The 18,226-nt window shown below is 58.9% G+C and carries 18 protein-coding genes and 1 pseudogene; 10 read left to right on the plus strand and 9 right to left on the minus strand.

The window, feature by feature from the left end; all coding sequences use genetic code 11:
• Positions 1-41: 41 nt before the first annotated feature.
• The gene (locus tag ACYZT2_RS21680) at positions 42-1,340 is read left to right on the plus strand and encodes a mechanosensitive ion channel family protein (protein ID WP_461967203.1); all 1,299 of its coding nucleotides are present in this window, start codon (positions 42-44) and stop codon (positions 1,338-1,340) included.
• A gap of 63 nt (positions 1,341-1,403) precedes the next feature.
• Here the strand turns inward: ACYZT2_RS21680 and ACYZT2_RS21685 are convergent, their stop codons facing one another.
• The 3 genes from ACYZT2_RS21685 to ACYZT2_RS21695 all read right to left on the minus strand — a co-directional run bounded on the left by ACYZT2_RS21685 (position 1,404) and on the right by ACYZT2_RS21695 (position 3,856).
• A complete protein-coding gene (locus tag ACYZT2_RS21685; protein ID WP_461967205.1) occupies positions 1,404-2,309 on the minus strand; it encodes a carboxylate/amino acid/amine transporter in 906 nt (301 codons plus the stop codon).
• Between the two features lie 347 nt (positions 2,310-2,656).
• Positions 2,657-3,256, minus strand: a complete 600-nt coding sequence (locus ACYZT2_RS21690; RefSeq protein ID WP_461967207.1) for an FMN-dependent NADH-azoreductase — start codon at positions 3,254-3,256, stop codon at positions 2,657-2,659.
• Between the two features lie 270 nt (positions 3,257-3,526).
• Positions 3,527-3,856: a 3-phosphoglycerate kinase gene (locus ACYZT2_RS21695; protein WP_461967209.1), complete on the minus strand. Its 330-nt coding sequence runs from the start codon at positions 3,854-3,856 to the stop codon at positions 3,527-3,529.
• A 49-nt stretch (positions 3,857-3,905) separates the two neighbouring features.
• On the opposite strand from ACYZT2_RS21695, the gene ACYZT2_RS21700 reads away from it, so the two are divergent.
• The 4 genes from ACYZT2_RS21700 (at position 3,906) to ACYZT2_RS21715 (ending at position 8,134) form a co-directional block, all read left to right on the plus strand.
• Positions 3,906-4,829 carry a LysR family transcriptional regulator gene (locus ACYZT2_RS21700; RefSeq protein ID WP_461967211.1) on the plus strand — a complete coding sequence of 308 codons (924 nt, stop codon included), beginning with the start codon at positions 3,906-3,908 and terminating at the stop codon, positions 4,827-4,829.
• Between the two features lie 14 nt (positions 4,830-4,843).
• Positions 4,844-5,647: an alpha/beta fold hydrolase gene (locus ACYZT2_RS21705; RefSeq protein WP_461967213.1), complete on the plus strand. Its 804-nt coding sequence runs from the start codon at positions 4,844-4,846 to the stop codon at positions 5,645-5,647.
• A 3-nt stretch (positions 5,648-5,650) separates the two neighbouring features.
• A complete protein-coding gene (locus tag ACYZT2_RS21710; RefSeq protein WP_461967215.1) occupies positions 5,651-6,208 on the plus strand; it encodes a peptidylprolyl isomerase in 558 nt (185 codons plus the stop codon).
• Positions 6,209-6,301: 93 nt separating this feature from the next.
• Entirely contained in the window at positions 6,302-8,134 is a 1,833-nt protein-coding gene (locus tag ACYZT2_RS21715) for an ABC transporter ATP-binding protein (RefSeq protein ID WP_461967217.1), read from the plus strand.
• 186 nt (positions 8,135-8,320) lie between these two features.
• Here ACYZT2_RS21715 and ACYZT2_RS21720 read toward each other — a convergent pair whose 3' ends face one another.
• The 3 genes and pseudogenes from ACYZT2_RS21720 to ACYZT2_RS21730 form a co-directional block, all read right to left on the minus strand.
• The gene (locus tag ACYZT2_RS21720) at positions 8,321-8,809 is read right to left on the minus strand and encodes a GNAT family N-acetyltransferase (RefSeq protein WP_461967219.1); all 489 of its coding nucleotides are present in this window, start codon (positions 8,807-8,809) and stop codon (positions 8,321-8,323) included.
• Positions 8,810-9,134: 325 nt separating this feature from the next.
• Positions 9,135-9,620 (minus strand): GyrI-like domain-containing protein, encoded by a 486-nt coding sequence (locus ACYZT2_RS21725; RefSeq protein ID WP_461967221.1) that lies wholly within the window; start codon positions 9,618-9,620, stop codon positions 9,135-9,137.
• Positions 9,621-9,688: 68 nt separating this feature from the next.
• Positions 9,689-10,223: pseudogene (locus ACYZT2_RS21730) on the minus strand (LysE family transporter).
• Between the two features lie 137 nt (positions 10,224-10,360).
• On the opposite strand from ACYZT2_RS21730, the gene alaC reads away from it, so the two are divergent.
• Positions 10,361-11,572 (plus strand): alanine transaminase, encoded by a 1,212-nt coding sequence (gene alaC, locus ACYZT2_RS21735; protein WP_461967223.1) that lies wholly within the window; start codon positions 10,361-10,363, stop codon positions 11,570-11,572.
• 125 nt (positions 11,573-11,697) lie between these two features.
• Here alaC and ACYZT2_RS21740 read toward each other — a convergent pair whose 3' ends face one another.
• Both ACYZT2_RS21740 and ACYZT2_RS21745 read right to left on the minus strand, forming a co-directional pair.
• The gene (locus ACYZT2_RS21740) at positions 11,698-13,050 is read right to left on the minus strand and encodes a GntP family permease (RefSeq protein WP_461967225.1); all 1,353 of its coding nucleotides are present in this window, start codon (positions 13,048-13,050) and stop codon (positions 11,698-11,700) included.
• Between the two features lie 83 nt (positions 13,051-13,133).
• A complete protein-coding gene (locus tag ACYZT2_RS21745) occupies positions 13,134-13,667 on the minus strand; it encodes a gluconokinase (protein ID WP_461967227.1) in 534 nt (177 codons plus the stop codon).
• Positions 13,668-13,883: 216 nt separating this feature from the next.
• On the opposite strand from ACYZT2_RS21745, the gene gntR reads away from it, so the two are divergent.
• The 3 genes from gntR to ACYZT2_RS21760 all read left to right on the plus strand — a co-directional run bounded on the left by gntR (position 13,884) and on the right by ACYZT2_RS21760 (position 16,401).
• A complete protein-coding gene (gntR, locus tag ACYZT2_RS21750; RefSeq protein ID WP_429378350.1) occupies positions 13,884-14,915 on the plus strand; it encodes an HTH-type transcriptional regulator GntR in 1,032 nt (343 codons plus the stop codon).
• Positions 14,916-14,981: 66 nt separating this feature from the next.
• Positions 14,982-15,614 (plus strand): glutathione S-transferase family protein, encoded by a 633-nt coding sequence (locus ACYZT2_RS21755; RefSeq protein ID WP_461967230.1) that lies wholly within the window; start codon positions 14,982-14,984, stop codon positions 15,612-15,614.
• Positions 15,615-15,657: 43 nt separating this feature from the next.
• Positions 15,658-16,401 carry an NAD-dependent epimerase/dehydratase family protein gene (locus ACYZT2_RS21760; protein WP_461967232.1) on the plus strand — a complete coding sequence of 248 codons (744 nt, stop codon included), beginning with the start codon at positions 15,658-15,660 and terminating at the stop codon, positions 16,399-16,401.
• Positions 16,402-16,616: 215 nt separating this feature from the next.
• Here the strand turns inward: ACYZT2_RS21760 and ACYZT2_RS21765 are convergent, their stop codons facing one another.
• Positions 16,617-17,504 (minus strand): LysR family transcriptional regulator, encoded by an 888-nt coding sequence (locus tag ACYZT2_RS21765; protein WP_461967234.1) that lies wholly within the window; start codon positions 17,502-17,504, stop codon positions 16,617-16,619.
• 99 nt (positions 17,505-17,603) lie between these two features.
• Between ACYZT2_RS21765 and gstA the strand changes: the two genes are divergently transcribed.
• Positions 17,604-18,206 carry a glutathione transferase GstA gene (gene gstA, locus ACYZT2_RS21770; protein ID WP_461967236.1) on the plus strand — a complete coding sequence of 201 codons (603 nt, stop codon included), beginning with the start codon at positions 17,604-17,606 and terminating at the stop codon, positions 18,204-18,206.
• Positions 18,207-18,226 lie beyond the last annotated feature (20 nt).

The following is an 18,226-nucleotide window of genomic DNA, read 5'->3' on the forward strand; positions in this document are numbered from 1 at the left end:
TCTAATCGCCCCGTCGCGTCCAACAGAAGAACCGTTTTTCCATGGATATCAAACAGCTCTGGCTCAACGCCCAAGACCTCTGGGGTGCCCTCGATCAGCACCCGCTCCTGCATTCCACGCTCGCGCTGATGTTGCTGCTGGTAGTGGCACTGGTGCTCGGACGAGTGGCGCGTTACCTAATTCTTCACACGACCAAAATGCTCGGTCGCCAGCCGTCGTTGCACTGGCTCACCGATTTTCGCCACAACAAGGTGTTTCATCGCCTGGCGCAGATGACGCCCTCGCTGGTGATCCAGTTCGGCCTGCACCTGGTGCCGGAGTTGGGCAAGACCAGTCTGAACTTCCTCGGCAACGTAGCGCTGGCGTTCACCATTCTGTTCCTGGTGCTAGCCGTCAGCGCATTGCTCAATGCCCTGCTGGACATCTACGCCCGCACCGAACACGCCCGCACCCGTTCGATCAAAGGCTACGTGCAACTGGCGAAAATGGTGTTGTTCGTGTTTGGCGCGATCATCATCGTCGCCACGTTGATCGACCGTTCGCCGCTGTTGCTGCTCTCGGGTCTGGGCGCCATGTCGGCGGTGATTCTGTTGGTCTACAAAGACACCCTGCTGTCGTTCGTCGCCAGTGTGCAACTGACCAGCAACGACATGCTGCGGGTCGGTGACTGGATCGAGATGCCACAAGTGGGTGCCGACGGTGACGTGGTGGACATCACCTTGCACACGGTCAAGGTGCAGAATTTCGACAAAACGATTGTGTCGATCCCGACCTGGCGCCTGATGTCCGAGTCGTTCAAGAACTGGCGCGGCATGCAACAGTCCGGTGGGCGCCGGATAAAGCGCAGCCTGTTCATCGACGCCAGCGGCGTACGGTTTATTCGCGATGATGAAGAGCTGAAACTGTCCCAGGTGCATCTGCTGACCGACTACATGAGCCGCAAGAAAGCCGAGCTCAAGGCCTGGAACGAAGCTCAGGGCAACGTCGCGGCGATGTCGGCCAACCGCCGGCGGATGACCAACATCGGCACCTTCCGCGCCTATGCGCTGGCGTATCTGAAGAGTCACCCGGAGATTCAGCCGAACATGACCTGCATGGTTCGCCAGATGCAGACCACCGCTCAGGGCATCCCGCTGGAAATCTACTGCTTCACCCGCACCACCGTGTGGGCCGATTACGAGCGGATTCAGGGGGATATTTTCGATTACCTGCTGGCGGTATTGCCGGAGTTTGGCTTGAGCCTTTATCAGCAGCCGAGCGGTGGGGATCTGCGGTCGGGATTGCTCCCGGCGGTGTTGGGCGCGAGCCACATTCCCGAGCCCGAAAAACACGTCATGTAACACCGCCTCCCCCTGTAGGAGCGAGGCTTGCCCGCGAAAGCGGTGTGTCAGGCAACATTGATGTCAGCTGATACACCGCCTTCGCGGGCAAGCCTCGCTCCTACGAAGAGCGGATTGCGGTCGGCCTGAACCCAACCGACTAATCCACACCGCCATCAGAATCACCATCCCGCCAAACAACAACCGTCCCAGTTCTTCATGCTGATTCCAGATCAGCAAGTTGATCAGCAACCCCACTGGCACATGCAGGTTGTTCATCACCGCCAGCGTCCCGCCGTTCACCAGGCACGCGCCCTTGTTCCACCAGTACAAACCCAGCGCGGTCGAGACCAGGCCGAGGAACAGCAGCACGCCCCATTGCAGCGGCGCTTCAGGCAGGAAGTTCTGTTTGCCGAACAGCAGAAACGCCGGCAACGCCACCGCCAACGCGCCCAGGTAGAAGTAGCCGAAGCGCCGGTAATGCGGCAGATCGCTCGGATGACGGGCCACCAGATGTTTGTAGAGCACCTGCCCGGCGGCGTAGGTGAAGTTGGCCAGTTGCAGCAATAGAAAGCCCATGAAGAAGTCCGGGTTGATCCGGTCAAAGCGAATCACTGCCGCGCCCGCCACTGCCACCAGTGCAGCAATCAAGGCCCACGGATTGAAGCGCCGGTTCAGCGCGTCTTCGATCAGGGTCACATGCAGCGGCGTGAGGATGGTGAACAGCAACACCTCCGGCACCGTCAGTACCCGGAAGCTCAAATACAAACAAACGTAAGTCACGCCGAACTGCAAGGCGCCGATCAACAACATGCCACGCATGAACGCCGGCTCGACCTGACGCCAGCGCGTCAGCGGAATGAACACCAGCCCCGCCAGCAACACCCGCACCAGCACCGCGAAGTAACTGTCGACATGCCCGGCCAGGTATTCGCCGATCAAGCTGAAGGAAAACGCCTGGATCAGCGTGACAAAAAGTAGATAGCCCATGCTCGCCTCATTTCGAATGGCGGCGACGATAGCGTTTTTTGCCCGTCATCGCGAATCGCCAGGCAACACACAACCCCCTGTGGGAGCGAGCCTGCTCGCGATGACGGCGTTACATTCAACATTGATGTTGGCTGACACACCGCTATCGCGAGCAGCCTCGCTCCCACAGGGGGTTGTGTGCTCATTCACTAAATCGCAGGCAAAAAAAAGCCCGATCTCGCTAATGCGTTCAATCGGGCTAGAGCACTCAGGAGCAACAAGTGCAAAGGGAGGTTCGATGCGCGTACAGGCTTGAAGGGTTGCGCCAGGTCACTAGACCCTCCAGCGATTATCTGGCGATTAACGTGTCAGGCGACCTGGGAAAGCTTGGCGTTGGCCTGGTTCAAGCCTTTCTCCTGGAAGCCGCCGCCCAGGTTCATGCCTTCGGCGTGAATAAACGTTACGTCGTGGATGCCGACGAAAGCCATGACCTGACGCAGGTACGGTTCCTGGTGATCCGAGGTGGCTCCGGCATGGATACCACCGCGAGCGGTCAGCACATAAGCACGCTTGCCGTTGAGCAAACCTTGCGGGCCGGTTTCGGTGTACTTGAACGTCACGCCGGCACGCAGCACGTGGTCGAGCCAGGCTTTGAGGGTGCTCGGAATGGCGAAGTTGTACATCGGCGCGGCCATTACCAGTACGTCGGCGGCCAGCAGTTCATCGGTCAGCAGGTTGGAGCGTTCCAGCGAGGCTTGTTCGATGTCATTGCGTTGTTCGGCAGGTTTCATCCAGCCGCCCAGCAAGTTGATGTCCAGGTGCGGCACCGGGGTGGTGGCCAGGTCACGGACGGTGATCTGGTCGGCCGGGTGTGCGGCTTTCCATTGGCTGATGAAGGTCTGGGTCAGCTGGCGGGAAACCGAGTCTTGCTGACGGGCGCTGCTTTCGATGATCAGAACGCGGGACATGGGATGTAGCCTCCATCTGAGAATGCTGTAGGTCGATGGAGTGAAGGTTAAACAGAGTCATATCGATGAAAAAGCGCAAATAACTGCTATAAAGCATCGATAAATTCGTTTATAAGCGGAGCATGTCCTGTGGGAGCTAGTGTGGTGAGGGGGCTTGCCCCCGTTTGAGTGCATAACACTCACAAGATCTTTGGTATCAGAGTTTGGGGCTGCTTCGCCGCCCAACGGGGGCAAGCCCCCTCGCCACAGTGCTCCCACAGCCGCTCGAGGTCATTTCGGGGTGCAGGTCAATTTGATACGCATCTTGATGATGGTCCGGGTGAACTTGGCGGTGGCGTTTTTGTGCTTGCCGGCGGGCACTTCGATTGTGCGGTTACGCGGCGCTTCCGGACCATTGTTGAAAACCACCTTGCAGATCGCATCGGTGCTGCCGTAGTTGTTCACCTGAATGGAGGCGATATCGGCATCTGTATCAAAGGCGTTGTAGTCGATGCTCAAGCCGTTCAATTGCTTTTGAACGTCGATCGGATAAGCAAACGCAGTCAGCGGCAGCATTGCCAACACCGCACAACCCGCTATCACACAACAAAGTTTTTTCATTCAGCAGCCTCCAATAAGGACTGCCAGCTTAGGACAAGAGGAGCTCAACATGAAAGCGCCCCGCGTGACCCTTGATCAATGGCGAACATTGCAGGCCGTGGTCGATCACGGCGGTTTCGCCCAGGCCGCCGAAGTGCTGCACCGCTCGCAATCGTCGGTCAGCTACACCGTAGCGCGCATGCAGGACCAGCTCGGTGTGCCGCTGTTACGCATCGACGGCCGCAAAGCGGTGCTTACCGAGGCTGGCGGCGTGCTGCTGCGCCGTTCCCGGCAACTGGTGAAACAGGCCAGTCAACTGGAAGACCTGGCCCATCACATGGAGCAAGGCTGGGAAGCGGAAGTGCGGTTGGTGGTCGACGCTGCCTACCCCAGCGCCCGCCTCGTTCGCGCACTGACTGCGTTCATGCCACAAAGCCGTGGCTGCAGGGTGCGTCTGCGCGAAGAAGTGTTGTCGGGTGTCGAAGAAGTGCTGCTCGAAGGCGTGGCGGATCTGGCCATCACCGGATTCAGTATTCCCGGGTATCTGGGCGCGGAATTGAGCGATGTCGAGTTCATCGCGGTCGCCCACCCCGAGCATCCCTTGCATCGCCTGAGCCGCGAACTGAACTTCCAGGACCTGGAAAGCCAGATGCAAGTGGTGATCCGCGACTCCGGCCGTCAGCAACCGCGAGACGTCGGCTGGCTCGGCGCCGAACAACGCTGGACCGTCGGCAGCCTGGCCACCGCCGCGACTTTCGTCAGCAGCGGCCTGGGCTTCGCCTGGCTGCCCCGGCACATGATCGAGCGCGAACTCAAGGAAGGTACGCTCAAAGTGCTACCGTTGGATCAGGGTGGCAGCCGCAACCCGAGCTTCTATCTGTATTCGAACAAGGACAAACCCTTGGGCCCGGCCACGCAGATTCTCATCGAACTGCTGCGCACCTTCGATACTGCGCCGCTGGATGCGCCCTTCGCCGCCCCTGAGCAAGCCTGACACGGAGTGTACCCATGGCTTATTTCGAACATGAAGGTTGCAACCTGCACTATGAGGAATATGGCCAAGGCACGCCGTTGCTGCTGGTTCACGGGTTGGGTTCCAGCACCCTGGACTGGGAAATGCAGATCCCCGCGCTCGCAGCCCATCATCGGGTGATCGTGGCGGATGTGCGCGGCCACGGGCGCTCCGACAAACCCCGAGAGCGCTACAGCATCGCCGGATTCAGCGCCGACCTGATAGAGCTGATCGAACATTTGAAACTCGGCCCTGTTCACTACGTGGGCTTGTCCATGGGCGGGATGATCGGTTTTCAATTGGCCGTCGATCAGCCACAACTGCTCAAGAGTCTGTGCATCGTCAACAGTGCCCCCGAGGTCAAACTGCGCAGCCGTAACGATTACTGGCAGTGGTTCAAGCGCTGGAGCCTGATGCGCGCGCTGAGCATGGGCACCATCGGCAAGGCCTTGGGCGCCAAACTGTTTCCCAAGCCCGAACAAGCTTCGCTACGACAAAAAATGGCGGCGCGCTGGGCAAAAAACGACAAACGTGCTTATCTCGCCAGCTTCGATGCCATCGTTGGCTGGGGGGTTCAGGAACGACTTTCCAAGGTCTCCTGTCCAACCCTCATCGTCAGCGCCGACCGTGACTACTCCCCGGTCGCGTTGAAAGAAACCTATGTAAAACTGCTGCCCGATGCGCGGCTGGTGGTGATCGCCGACTCGCGCCACGCCACCCCGCTGGATCAACCCGAACGTTTCAACCAAACGCTGCTCGAATTTCTCACCGCAGTCGACACCACCACTCAGGATCACTGACTTATGCTGAAAAAAATCGCCCTCGTCGCCGGCTCCGTTCTGTTTGCCGCCAACCTGATGGCCGCCACGCCCGCCAAGGCGCCGCACGTGCTGCTGGAAACCACCAACGGCCAGATCGAAATCGAACTGGACCCGGTCAAGGCGCCGATCAGTACCAAGAACTTCCTTGAGTACGTCGACAGCGGCTTCTACAACAACACGATTTTTCACCGTGTGATTCCTGGGTTCATGGTCCAGGGCGGCGGTTTTACTCAACAGATGCAGCAAAAAGAAACCAAGGCGCCGATCAAGAACGAATCCAAAAACGGCCTGCATAACGTGCGTGGCACGCTTTCCATGGCCCGCACCTCAGTGCCGGACTCAGCCACCAGCCAGTTCTTCATCAACGTCAAAGACAACGATTTCCTGGACCAGGGCGACGGCTATGCCGTGTTCGGTAAGGTCGTTAAAGGCATGGACATCGTCGATGTCATCGTCAACTCCCAGACCACCACCAAAAGCGGCATGAAAGACGTGCCTGCCGATCCCGTGTTCATCAAGTCGGCCAAGCGCATCGACTGAGACTAAGCTGAACAGGGAGTTTTGAGCGGCCGTCGGTTCTTCCGGCGCCGCTCATATCGTTTAAAGGAGAGCCCGTGCGCGGGCGAAGAACTGATGCTTTATCGCCGTTTTGAAAAACTGATCGACATTTTCCGCGATGCACCGACGGCGGCTCCGCCGGATCGGGTTCTCCCCTTCTACACCTACTACTTGAAGCAGGTCTGGCCGAGTTTCGCCGTCCTGCTGATCGTCGGCCTGTTCGGCGCGCTGATCGAAGTGGCGCTGTTCAGCTACCTGAGCCGCATCATCGACCTCGCGCAAGGCACGCCCAACGTCAATTTTTTCAAGGAACACGGCATCGAACTGGCCTGGATGGCGGTGGTTGCGCTGGTCCTGCGCCCCATATTCGTCGGCCTGCATGACTTGCTGGTGCACCAGACCTTGAGCCCCAGCCTGACCAGCCTGATCCGCTGGCAAAACCACAGTTACGTGCTCAAACAGAGCCTCAATTTCTTCCAGAACGACTTCGCCGGGCGCATCGCCCAACGCATCATGCAGACCGGCAACTCGTTGCGCGATTCGGCTGTGCAAGCGGTGGACGCGTTATGGCATGTGCTGATCTACGCGATCAGTTCGCTGGTGCTGTTCGCCGAAGCCGACTGGCGCCTGATGATCCCGCTGCTGACCTGGATCGCCGCCTTCATCGGCGCCCTCTACTACTTCGTGCCACGGGTCAAGGAACGCTCGGTGGTGTCGTCCGATGCGCGCTCCAAACTCATGGGGCGGATCGTCGATGGCTACACCAACATCACCACCCTGAAGCTGTTCGCCCACACCAACTTCGAGCAGCAATACGCCCGCGAAGCGATCAAGGAGCAAACCGAAAAAGCCCAACTGGCCGGCCGTGTGGTGACCAGCATGGACGTGGCCATCACCAGCATGAACGGCCTGCTGATCGTCAGTACCACTGGCCTCGCGCTGTGGCTGTGGACGCAGTCGCTGATCTCAGTGGGTGCAATTGCCTTGGCCACAGGCTTGGTGATCCGCATCGTCAACATGTCTGGCTGGATCATGTGGGTGGTCACTGGCATTTTCGAAAACATCGGCATGGTTCAGGACGGTTTGCAGACCATTTCCCAGCCAGTCAGCATCACCGACCGCGAGCAGGCCAAGCCTTTGAATGTGGCGCGTGGCGAGGTGCGTTTCGATCACGTCGATTTTCACTACGGCAAGAAAAGCGGGATCATCGGCGACCTCAACCTGACCATCAAACCCGGCGAGAAAATCGGCCTGATCGGCCCGTCCGGTGCCGGCAAATCGACGTTGGTCAATCTGCTGCTGCGTCTCTATGACGTGCAGGGCGGGCGGATTCTCATCGATGGCCAGAACATCGCCGAAGTCGGCCAGGAAAGCCTGCGCGAACGCATCGGCATGATCACCCAGGACACCTCGCTGCTGCACCGTTCGATCCGCGACAATTTGCTGTACGGCAAACCCGACGCCACCGACGCCGAACTCTGGGAAGCAGTGCACAAGGCCCGTGCCGACGGATTCATCCCGCTGCTATCGGACTCTGAAGGCCGCACCGGTTTCGATGCTCACGTCGGTGAACGCGGGGTGAAACTCTCCGGTGGCCAGCGTCAGCGGATCGCCATCGCTCGTGTGCTGCTCAAGGACGCGCCGATCCTGATCATGGACGAAGCCACCTCGGCACTGGACTCGGAAGTCGAAGCGGCGATTCAGGAGAGCCTCGAAACTCTGATGCAGGGCAAGACCGTGATCGCCATCGCCCACCGCCTCTCGACCATCGCGCGGATGGATCGGTTGGTGGTGCTGGAAAACGGCAAGATCGCCGAAACCGGCAGCCACGCCGAACTGCTGGCCCATGGCGGTTTGTATGCGCGGTTGTGGCAGCACCAGACTGGTGGGTTTGTCGGAATCGATTGAGGCTTGTGATCAACGCCGAACCTGTGGGGCTTGCACCAATGCCGATCAGTTAAGGACTTGAACACCGCAGTTCCTGTGGGAGCGAGCCTGCTCGCGATAGCGGCGGGTCAGCCAACATTGATGTTGAATGTACCGCCGTCATCGCGAGCAGGCTCGCTCCCACACTGGATCTACGCCGTCCTCTGGTCAGAGCGTCAATAACATCTCATGCCATGCCATCCCGCCATGGTCCGACGCCGAAGGCTTGATGTAGGCAAAACCAAACCCGGCATAGAGTGGAATGTGCCGCTCTTTGCACATCAGATGGATGCTGGCCTTGTTCAGTGCGCGCATGCGCTGGATAAACTCACCGAGCAAGCGTTTCGCCAAGCCCTGCCCTTGGTAGTCCGGATGCACCACCACCGACATGATCACTACGTACGGGCCGGCCGGGTCGTGGCCGATCAGTTCCTTGAACGCCTCGTCCGACATTTCCACCTCAAACGCCGCGCCGGAATTGATGAAGCCGGCGACAACGCCATCCACCTCAGCAACGATGAAGCCCTCGTGCCAGGTGGCGATGCGGGTGGCGATTTTCTCGCGGGTGGCGGCTTCATCGCCTTCGTAGGCAACGGTTTCGATGGCGTAACAGCGGTCCAGGTCAGCGGGAATGACGTGGCGGATGACGGTGTTCATGGCAGCTCGGAATCGGCGTGGGAAGGCTGGGAATCATAAATTAATAAGGTGTTCATATCGATCACGACGGGCGTCGTAAAGCCTTCGTATAGTCGCTGTCATTGCGCATCGCCCGGGGGTATTTGTGTTCCCTGTCTCTAGTCACCATTAGGGGAACACACCATGAGCAGCGTTCAGATCGGTCTTCTTGTGCTGTTGGGCATCAGCACTTTCGGCTTCGTCACCTTATCGATCGACCTGTTGCGGGCGCGACGGATGAACAAGGGCAAATAGCATCAGTGCCGTATCGAGAGGCGGCCAGTTGAGCCGCCTCTCGATGGCGTAATCAGGCTTTGAGCGGCAGCCAGATTTCCAGCACGCCGGTATTGAGCTTCGGGTTGAAGTCGTCGCTGTAGCGTTCGAACTCTGGAGCGTCCGCCGCTTCATGGCCGGACTTCGGCAACCAGGTTTTCCAGATGTATTGAAAGGTCTGGGGCAAGGCATCCAGAGAGCCCTTGTGCTCGAAGACTGCATACTTCTGAGGCTGAACTTCGATCCAGCGGTACTTATCGGGCAGGTCGTCGAGCTTGCTGATTTCGACACCGGCGATGTATTCGAAACCACCCTTGCCATCCGGATTACAGCAGATGCCGTAGGTTACTTCGCTTTTCTGGCCGGGAATTTTTCCAATCTCGGGAATGAATTTCTCCCACAAGTCGGGGATCGCTTTGGTGGTATCCGCAGTAAATCGTCCACCAAGCCCCGCTATGAGCATGAAGTGCCCGTTTTCAAAGCGTGGCTCGGCCGTTTCGACGCCTGTTTGCTCATCCATGACTCAACTCCTGGTACTGAAAAGGTGGGTTCGGCTGGGAGTATAGAAGCCAAACCTGATTCGCCCAATTACAGTGCGTGCAACTGTTCGATGGCGCTTGGACCGATAAACTCGTTATAACCCGACAGGATCACGTAGGCCGCGAAATAGCAGAAGATCGCGGCCGATGCCATGTAGGAATAACGCAGCAGTTTGTCACCGAGCAATTTGCCGCCGTGGCTCGCAGCGAAGCACAGACCGACACACCAAAGCACCCCGGCGCACAAGAAACCACCGAGAAACAGCGCCGAGCTGAGCGCATCACCGCCACCGGAACGGGCGATCAGCGTGCCGCCCACCGCGGCGAACCAGAGAATGGCGCTGGGTGATGACATGGCGAGAAAAATCCCGCGAAAGAACTCCTTGCGGTGGGAGTTGTGGCCGACTTCAGCGGTCTGTGCCAACAGCGCTTCATGGTGGATCGCCGAATAAATCATCTTTGCCGCGAAGTACAGCAGCAGCGCCGACCCGCCGATCCACAACACCCGTGATCATCGCGATATTGGCCACGCCGATGTCCAGGCACAGCGAAAGGCTCAACAAGAAGCCACTGGTAAATTCCATCGACCATATCCTTGGGAAAATTTATTGATGCGCAGGCTAGACAGTTTGCCACGACTGCCCTTACATTCCGCCACAGGCCACCGCAGTGGCCAGCGTCGCTCGGACGGTTCCGGGCGCTTACGTTATCCGAGGCAACAATGGCCGAACAAGGTTCGCCGCGCCGCTTTGCGCGCATAGATCGACTCCCCCCTTACGTTTTCAACATCACTGCCGAGCTGAAGATGGCCGCCCGTCGTCGTGGCGAAGACATCATCGACTTGAGCATGGGCAACCCCGACGGCGCCACGCCGCCGCACATCGTCGAAAAACTCGTCACCGTTGCCCAGCGTGAAGACACCCACGGCTATTCCACGTCCAAAGGGATTCCGCGCCTGCGCCGGGCGATTTCCAACTGGTACAAGGATCGCTACGAAGTTGACATCGACCCGGAAACCGAAGCCATCGTCACCATCGGTTCGAAGGAAGGTCTGGCGCATTTGATGCTGGCCACCCTCGATCAGGGTGACACCGTGCTGGTGCCGAACCCCAGCTACCCGATTCACATCTACGGTGCCGTGATTGCTGGCGCCCAGGTGCGGTCGGTGCCGCTGATCCCTGGCGTGGATTTCTTCGCCGAGCTGGAACGGGCGATTCGCGGCTCGATCCCGAAACCGAAAATGATGATCCTCGGTTTCCCGTCCAACCCCACCGCCCAGTGTGTGGAGCTGGACTTCTTCGAGCGGGTGATTGCCCTCGCCAAACAGTACGACGTTTTGGTGGTGCACGACCTGGCCTACGCCGACATTGTCTACGACGGCTGGAAAGCCCCGTCGATCATGCAAGTACCCGGCGCCAAGGACATCGCGGTGGAGTTTTTCACCCTGTCCAAGAGCTACAACATGGCAGGCTGGCGCATCGGTTTCATGGTCGGCAACCCGGAGCTGGTCAACGCTTTGGCGCGGATCAAGAGCTACCACGACTACGGCACGTTTACTCCGCTGCAAGTCGCTGCCATCGCGGCACTGGAAGGCGATCAGCAATGCGTCAAAGACATTGCCGATCAGTATCGGCAGCGGCGCAACGTGCTGGTCAAAGGCCTGCATGAACTGGGCTGGATGGTCGAAAACCCGAAAGCCTCGATGTATGTCTGGGCCAAGATTCCCGAGGCTTATGCACACATGGGCTCGCTGGAATTCGCCAAGAAACTGCTGGCTGAGGCCAAGGTTTGCGTCTCGCCGGGTGTGGGATTTGGCGAGTATGGGGATGATCATGTGCGCTTCGCGCTGATCGAAAACCAGGACCGGATTCGTCAGGCCGTGCGCGGGATTCGCGGGATGTTCCGGGCGGATGGGCTTGTCAGCAAATCCTGAGACCTGACACATAACACTGTGGGAGCGAGCCTGCTCGCGATAGCGGACTTACATTCAACATCTTCGCTGAATGTTAAGCCCTCATCGCGAGCAGGCTCGCTCCCACATTTGGTTTTGCGGTGTGCTTAGACGAACAACGACAACAGCAGGATGAAGCCCAGGCCCACCACGGACAGGATGGTTTCCATCGCGGTCCAGGTCTTGAAGGTTTCCGCCACGGTCATGTTGAAGTACTGCTTCACCAGCCAGAAACCGGCGTCGTTGACGTGGGACAGGATCAACGAACCGGCACCGGTGGCCAACACCAGCAGCTCACGGTTCACACCCGGAATCATCCCCACCACCGGCACCACGATGCCCGCGCCAGTAATGGTCGCCACGGTCGCCGAACCGGTCGCGATACGAATTACCGCCGCCACCAGCCAGGCCAGCAAAATCGGCGAGATTTGTGCAGCCACCGCCATGTTGCCGATGACATTACCAACGCCGCTGGTCACCAGCATCTGCTTGAAGCCACCACCGGCACCGATGATCAGGATGATGGCGGCGGTTGGCGCAAGGCTGGCATCCAACCATTTGAGCATCTGGTTGGAGCTAATGCCCTGCTTGTAACCGAAGGTGTACAGCGACAGCAGCAACGCCAGCAACAGTGCCGAGATCGGATGACCGATCAGGTCCATGAAAGTGCGAAAGAAGTTGCCGTCCGGCAGCGCCACATCGGCAAAAGTCTTGAGCAGCATCAGGAACACCGGCGACAGCACGGTGATCAAGGTGATGGCGAAGCTCGGGAGATCGGCAGAATCGTTATCACGCGCCAGTTGATCGACCAGTTCCTGGTTAGGATGACCCGGAATGTACTTGGCAATGAACGTGCCGTAGATCGGGCCGGCGATGATGGCCGTCGGCAGGGCAACGATCAGGCCGTAGAGAATGGTTTTACCAATGTCGGCACCGAACACGCCGATCGCCAGCAACGGACCCGGATGCGGCGGAACCAGGCCGTGCACGGCGGACAGACCGGCCAGCAACGGGATACCGATCTTGATGATCGACACGCCAGTACGCCGGGCAACGATGAACACCAGCGGGATCAACAGCACAAAGCCGATTTCGAAGAACAGCGGGATGCCGACCAGGAAGGCCGCGAACATCATGGCCCACTGCACCTTGTCCTTGCCGAACGCGCGAATCAGGGTCTGGGCGATCTGGTCCGCCCCGCCCGACTCGGCCATCATTTTGCCGAGCATCGTGCCCAGCGCCAGGATGATCCCGACGAAACCGAGCACCCCGCCGAAGCCGTCCTGGAACGCCTTGATGATGGTGCCGATCGGCATGCCGGAGGTCAGCCCGAGAAAAGCTGCGGCAATGATCAGGGCGATGAAGGGGTGAAACTTGAACTTGGTGATCAGGACGATAAGTCCGATCACCGTGACCACTGCATCGAGCAGCAGAAAGGTCTCGTGGGACATGCCAAACATAAGGGGGTGTCTCCTGTTTGTTGTTGTTATAAAAAGCGGTTATTCAAAAGCCGTCAGGACAGCGCTATCTTTCGCAGCAAAACTCAACTGGCGAGTTTCAAGCCATGATCGAGCCACCAACGGTGGGCCAGAGCGGCCAATTCATCGACACTGTGACTTGAAGCATCCAGAGCCAGGGTCAGGGGCTCACCAACGGGCGATTCAAGTGTGGCGAACTGGCTGTCGATCAAGGTCGACGGCATGAAGTGGCCCGGCCGATGAGACACACGATCAGCGGCGACTTCGGGGGTCAGCTCAAGGAAAACGAAGCCCAGGCCCGGCAAGGCACAGCGCAAGCGTTCGCGGTAACTGTGTTTGAGGGCCGAGCAAGTCAGCACCGGGCGCTCGCCCTTGGCATCGACGCGGCGCAGTTCATCGCACAGGCTGTCGAGCCAGCCGGCACGGTCTTCATCGTTCAGCGGGATACCCGCGCTCATCTTTTCGATATTGGCGGCAGGGTGGAAAGTGTCGCCTTCAATGGCGGTCGCGCCGCTAAGCTGGCACAGGGACTGGCTGACGCAGGTCTTGCCGCAACCGGCAACGCCCATGATGACCAGGGCGGTGATGGGATGATTCATGTAACACCTCAGCACGCAGACAGCGCTACCTTTGCTACGTAAGACTCAAGTGCAAAAGCAGAAGTTGCCGACGCCTTCTTGTCATTTTTGTGGGTTGCAGCATGTTCGTTCTCGAAGCCAAAAAAGCGAGGATCAGGCAAACCTCGTTCACGCATTTGCAGCTGCATCGAGACAGCGCTACCTTAGTGCCTTGAATTTTGTTTGGCAAGCCGTCCGATGAATACCCCTAAAAACGATAAAAATACTCGCACCACTGGCCGCCCTACCCTCAACGAAGTCGCGCGCCTGGCGGGTGTCAGCCCGATTACCGCGTCCCGCGCCCTGCGCGGCGTCAGCACGGTGGCCACCGAATTGGTGGAAAAAGTCCAGAAGGCCGCCCTCGACCTGAACTACGTGGTCAACCCCGCCGCCCGCGCATTAGCCTCGGCCCAGAGCCATTCCGTGGTGGTTTTGGTGCCGTCATTGTCCAACCTGCTGTTCATCGACACGCTGGAAGCCATTCATCAGGTTTTACGACCAAAGGGCTTCGAAGTGCTGATCGGCAACTTCCATTACTCGCGTGATGAAGAAGAAAACCTGCTGCGCAATTACATGGCTTATCAGCCTCGCGGCTTGTTGCTGACCGGTTTCGACCGCACCGAAAGTTCGCGGCGGATGATCGAGGCCAGCAACATTCCCTGCGTGTACATGATGGAACTGGACAGCGCGGCGGGGCTCAATTGTGTCGGCTTTTCGCAAGTCGCCGCCGGCGAAACCGCTGCCGAGCATTTGCTCTCCCGCGGTCGCAAACGCCTGGCCTATATCGGCGCACAACTGGATCAACGCACGCTGCTACGCGGCGAAGGCTTCCGTCGCGCGCTGCAAAAGGCCGGTTTGTATGATCCGGCCCTGGAAGTGCTGACACCGCGAGCCTCCTCGGTGGGTCTGGGCGGCGAACTGTTCCTGCAACTGCTCGCTGCCCATCCAGACGTCGATGCGATCTTCTTCGGCAACGACGACCTGGCCCAGGGCGCGTTGCTCGAGGCGTTGCGCAATGGCATCAAGATCCCCGAGCGCGTGGCGATCCTCGGCTTCAATGACTTGCCGGCGTCTGAGCACATGGTCCCGCGCCTGAGCAGTATCAGCACCCCACGAGAAGCCATTGGCCGTCGCTCCGCGGAGCTGATGCTGACCTTGCTGGCCGGCAATTCAGTGACCAAACCGGTGCAGGATATGGGGTTTGAATTGAAGGTGCGCGAGAGCACCTGACGCACGACCATTCCCACGCTCCGCGTGCTAGATTCCGATACCTGGAACAGCAAACGGAGAAGCTCAATGGGACATACGCTGAAGATTTTGGGTCGGGCCTCGTCAATCAACGTCAGAAAAGTCCTGTGGACCTGCGACGAACTGGGCGTTTCCTACGAACGCGAAGACTGGGGCAGCGGCTTCGCATCGACCCAGAGCCCGGAGTTTCTCCAGCTCAACCCTAACGCACAAGTGCCGGTTCTCATCGATGAAGCCGGCGTGCTGTGGGAGTCCAATACCATTTGCCGGTACCTGGCCGGCAAACACCAAAACACTGACCTGTTGCCCATTGAACCGGCGGCCCGCGCTCGCGTAGAGCAATGGATGGATTGGCAAGCCACCGAACTCAACCCGTCGTGGGGCTACGCATTTTTTGCGCTGGTCCGGCAACTGCCGAACTTCCAGGACTCGCAACGGATTGCTGATGGCGTTCGCGGCTGGAACGCGAAAATGGGCATCCTCGAACAGCAACTCGCGGCGACCGGTGCGTATGTCGCCGGGTCACACTTCACACTGGCCGATATCCTCATCGGGCTCTCGGTCAACCGCTGGCGGATGACACCGATGGAGCGCCCGGACTACCCCGCCGTCGACGCCTATTGCCAACGACTGGCACTGCGGCCGGGGTTCATGGAACACGCCTGCAACGGCGTGCCATAACGCCAAACCCGCCCCCTCTACCCTTCCATAAAAAGAGAAAGCCATGAATGGACTCAACGTACTGCTGACCGGCGCCTGCGGCAGAATTGGCAGAACCTTTTTCGAAGCTTCGCAGGACCGCTACACCTTCGTGCTGACAGATCGCATCAAGCCCGACTTCAATGTCGATGCACCGCATCGCTTTGTACGCCTGGACCTGTCCGACCTCACCGCCATAAGCGAAGTGCTGCAAGGCATCGACGTCATCGTGCATCTGGCCGGCATCCCTCACGCCACCGCCTCTTTCGATGAGTTACTGCCCAACAATATTCTGGCCACCACTTACCTGTTCGAAGCCGCCGTGGCGGCGGGTTGTAAGCGGTTGGTGTTCGCCAGCAGCGCGCAGACCATCGAGGGCTATCCGGTGGACCGGCAGATCACACCGGGCATGCAGGTGATGCCGGCCAATCTGTATGGCGTCAGCAAGTGTTATGGCGAAGCGTTGTGTGCGTTCTACGCTGCCAAACACAACCTCTCGACCATCGCCATACGCATCGGCGCTTTCGAGTTTGCGGACCATCACGAATTGACCAACGCTCGCGACCTGAGCGCATGGCTCAGCCCTCGTGATGCAGTGCAGTTGCTGCAACTCTCGGTAGAGGTCAAAGGTGTGCAACACCTGATCGCCCACGGTATTTCCAATAACCGTTTCAAACGCCTGGACCTCAGTGAAACTACCCGGGTGTTGGGTTATAGGCCAGTGGATGATGCGTTTCAGGAGTTCGACATTCCCATTGGGCTTCCTTGACGGTGCGTCTCCAGAATCCGGGCAACGTGGTTCTTGCGCTGTAACCCGAGGGTGGGCGGTCGACCTCTGCCGCTCGGCGGCGTTCCGACGACAGAGGTGTATCAGACGACATCGATGTTGATTGTGCCGCCGTCTTCGCGAGCAAGCCCGCTCCCACATAGATTGCTCTGAACTGACTGGCATTACCCGTCAAAGGGCCTCTTTCGGTTCCCTGGCTAGCCAGCCGAAAACTGATGATCTGCGAGCATTCCCAACAACGCCCGCACCGCCGCTGAAGGTTCTTTGTTCGGCGCGATCACCAAGGCAAATTCGCGATCGATACGCGGCATCACAGGCACTACGCGCAAGCCTTGACGATTACTCGGCAAGGTCATTTCCGGCACCAGGGTCACGCCGATGTTTTCCCTCACGAGGGTGAATGCACTGCTCCACTCTCGCACCTCGGCCCGCACATCGAGCAGCTGCAACCCCGCATCGGTGGCCAGGCTGCGGGCATTGGTCGAACAACCGCCCGTGGCCAGCACAAAGGGTTGCTCCGCCAGTTCCGCCAGTGAGACGCCCTCTTCATTCGAGCGTCGCGCCAAGGGATGGCCACCGGGCAAAACCGCCACCCAGGCATCACGCCCCAAACGACCGGCATTGCGCGCGGGCGCCGGGTTCAACACCACGCCGACATCCACCAGTCCGTCACTGAGCAACGTTTCCACTTCATCGTCGCTGACTTCCAGCGCCACCACTTGAATGCCGGGGTACAGCCGATTGAACTGGCGCAGCAGCGGCGGCAGAAAGGTCGCCAGCACCAACGGGAAACTGGTCAGGCGAATCGTCCCGCGCTGGATATCTTTAGTGGCGTCGACGGTACTGCGAATGTTCTCCAGAGCACCGAGCATGGTTCGCGCCTGTTCGATCACAGACAAGCCGATGGCGGTCGGCAAGGTCTGACGGTTTTCCCGGCTGAACAGCTGAACGCCCAGGGTTTCTTCGATCAGTGCCAGCGCCTGACTGGCACCGGACTGGGTCATTCCGATCCGCTCGGCGGCCCGGGTGATGTTGCCGGTATCGGCCACCGCCACCACCATTCGCCAGTGCATCAGGTTCATCATGGCAGTAGCTTTCCTAATGGCAGTTTTCTGAAAAATTAATTTTACCGAGCGTGCCGCGCACTATGACACTGGCGCAAATCCGCAACCAGAGCCCTGCCCATGAAGTTGTATTACGCCCCGCAAGCCTGCTCATTGGCGCCGCACATTGTGCTGCGCGAACTGGATTTGCCGTTCGAGTTGGTCCGCGTCGACAACAGCACCAAGCAAACCGTCACCGGCGAAAACTTCCTGGCCATTAACCCAAAAGGCTACGTTGCGGCATTGCAGCTGGATAACGCTGAGGTGCTGACCGAAGGCCCGGCGATTCTGCAATACCTGGCAGACCTACGGCCCGAGGCGAACCTGGCACCGGCGAATGGGACGTTCGAGCGGGTGCGTTTGCAGGAATGGCTGAATTTCGTTTCTACCGAGATTCATGGCGGGCTGGGTTGGCTGTTCAATTCGCAGTTTCCGGATGATGTGAAAGCGCTCATCAAAGAGAAGCTGTTCAAGCGTTTTGTCGTGTTGAGTCAGACGTTGGAGAGGCAGGATTATCTGATGGCTGGCGGATTCAGTATTGCTGATGCGTATCTGTTTACGGTGTTGCGCTGGACGCAGGTGTTTGGCATCGATTTGAATCAATGGCCGGCGTTGGTGCGGTTTCAGGCCAGGGTTGATTCGCGGCCGGCCGTGAAGGCGGCGTTGGCTGCGGAATTGGTGTAAGGCGTTAGATCAATCGCGAG

The sequence above is a fragment of the Pseudomonas sp. MDT1-85 genome, assembly GCF_054898065.1.

What these genes read in the sequence shown, in the direction of transcription:
- ACYZT2_RS21680 (WP_461967203.1), top strand. Translation starts at nt 42, where the DNA reads ATGGATATCAAACAGCTCTGGCTCAACGCCCAAGACCTCTGGGGTGCC.
- ACYZT2_RS21685 (WP_461967205.1), bottom strand. Translation starts at nt 2,309, where the DNA reads ATGGGCTATCTACTTTTTGTCACGCTGATCCAGGCGTTTTCCTTCAGC.
- ACYZT2_RS21690 (WP_461967207.1), bottom strand. Translation starts at nt 3,256, where the DNA reads ATGTCCCGCGTTCTGATCATCGAAAGCAGCGCCCGTCAGCAAGACTCG.
- ACYZT2_RS21695 (WP_461967209.1), bottom strand. Translation starts at nt 3,856, where the DNA reads ATGAAAAAACTTTGTTGTGTGATAGCGGGTTGTGCGGTGTTGGCAATG.
- ACYZT2_RS21700 (WP_461967211.1), top strand. Translation starts at nt 3,906, where the DNA reads ATGAAAGCGCCCCGCGTGACCCTTGATCAATGGCGAACATTGCAGGCC.
- ACYZT2_RS21705 (WP_461967213.1), top strand. Translation starts at nt 4,844, where the DNA reads ATGGCTTATTTCGAACATGAAGGTTGCAACCTGCACTATGAGGAATAT.
- ACYZT2_RS21710 (WP_461967215.1), top strand. Translation starts at nt 5,651, where the DNA reads ATGCTGAAAAAAATCGCCCTCGTCGCCGGCTCCGTTCTGTTTGCCGCC.
- ACYZT2_RS21715 (WP_461967217.1), top strand. Translation starts at nt 6,302, where the DNA reads ATGCTTTATCGCCGTTTTGAAAAACTGATCGACATTTTCCGCGATGCA.
- ACYZT2_RS21720 (WP_461967219.1), bottom strand. Translation starts at nt 8,809, where the DNA reads ATGAACACCGTCATCCGCCACGTCATTCCCGCTGACCTGGACCGCTGT.
- ACYZT2_RS21725 (WP_461967221.1), bottom strand. Translation starts at nt 9,620, where the DNA reads ATGGATGAGCAAACAGGCGTCGAAACGGCCGAGCCACGCTTTGAAAAC.
- alaC (WP_461967223.1), top strand. Translation starts at nt 10,361, where the DNA reads ATGGCCGAACAAGGTTCGCCGCGCCGCTTTGCGCGCATAGATCGACTC.
- ACYZT2_RS21740 (WP_461967225.1), bottom strand. Translation starts at nt 13,050, where the DNA reads ATGTTTGGCATGTCCCACGAGACCTTTCTGCTGCTCGATGCAGTGGTC.
- ACYZT2_RS21745 (WP_461967227.1), bottom strand. Translation starts at nt 13,667, where the DNA reads ATGAATCATCCCATCACCGCCCTGGTCATCATGGGCGTTGCCGGTTGC.
- gntR (WP_429378350.1), top strand. Translation starts at nt 13,884, where the DNA reads ATGAATACCCCTAAAAACGATAAAAATACTCGCACCACTGGCCGCCCT.
- ACYZT2_RS21755 (WP_461967230.1), top strand. Translation starts at nt 14,982, where the DNA reads ATGGGACATACGCTGAAGATTTTGGGTCGGGCCTCGTCAATCAACGTC.
- ACYZT2_RS21760 (WP_461967232.1), top strand. Translation starts at nt 15,658, where the DNA reads ATGAATGGACTCAACGTACTGCTGACCGGCGCCTGCGGCAGAATTGGC.
- ACYZT2_RS21765 (WP_461967234.1), bottom strand. Translation starts at nt 17,504, where the DNA reads ATGATGAACCTGATGCACTGGCGAATGGTGGTGGCGGTGGCCGATACC.
- gstA (WP_461967236.1), top strand. Translation starts at nt 17,604, where the DNA reads ATGAAGTTGTATTACGCCCCGCAAGCCTGCTCATTGGCGCCGCACATT.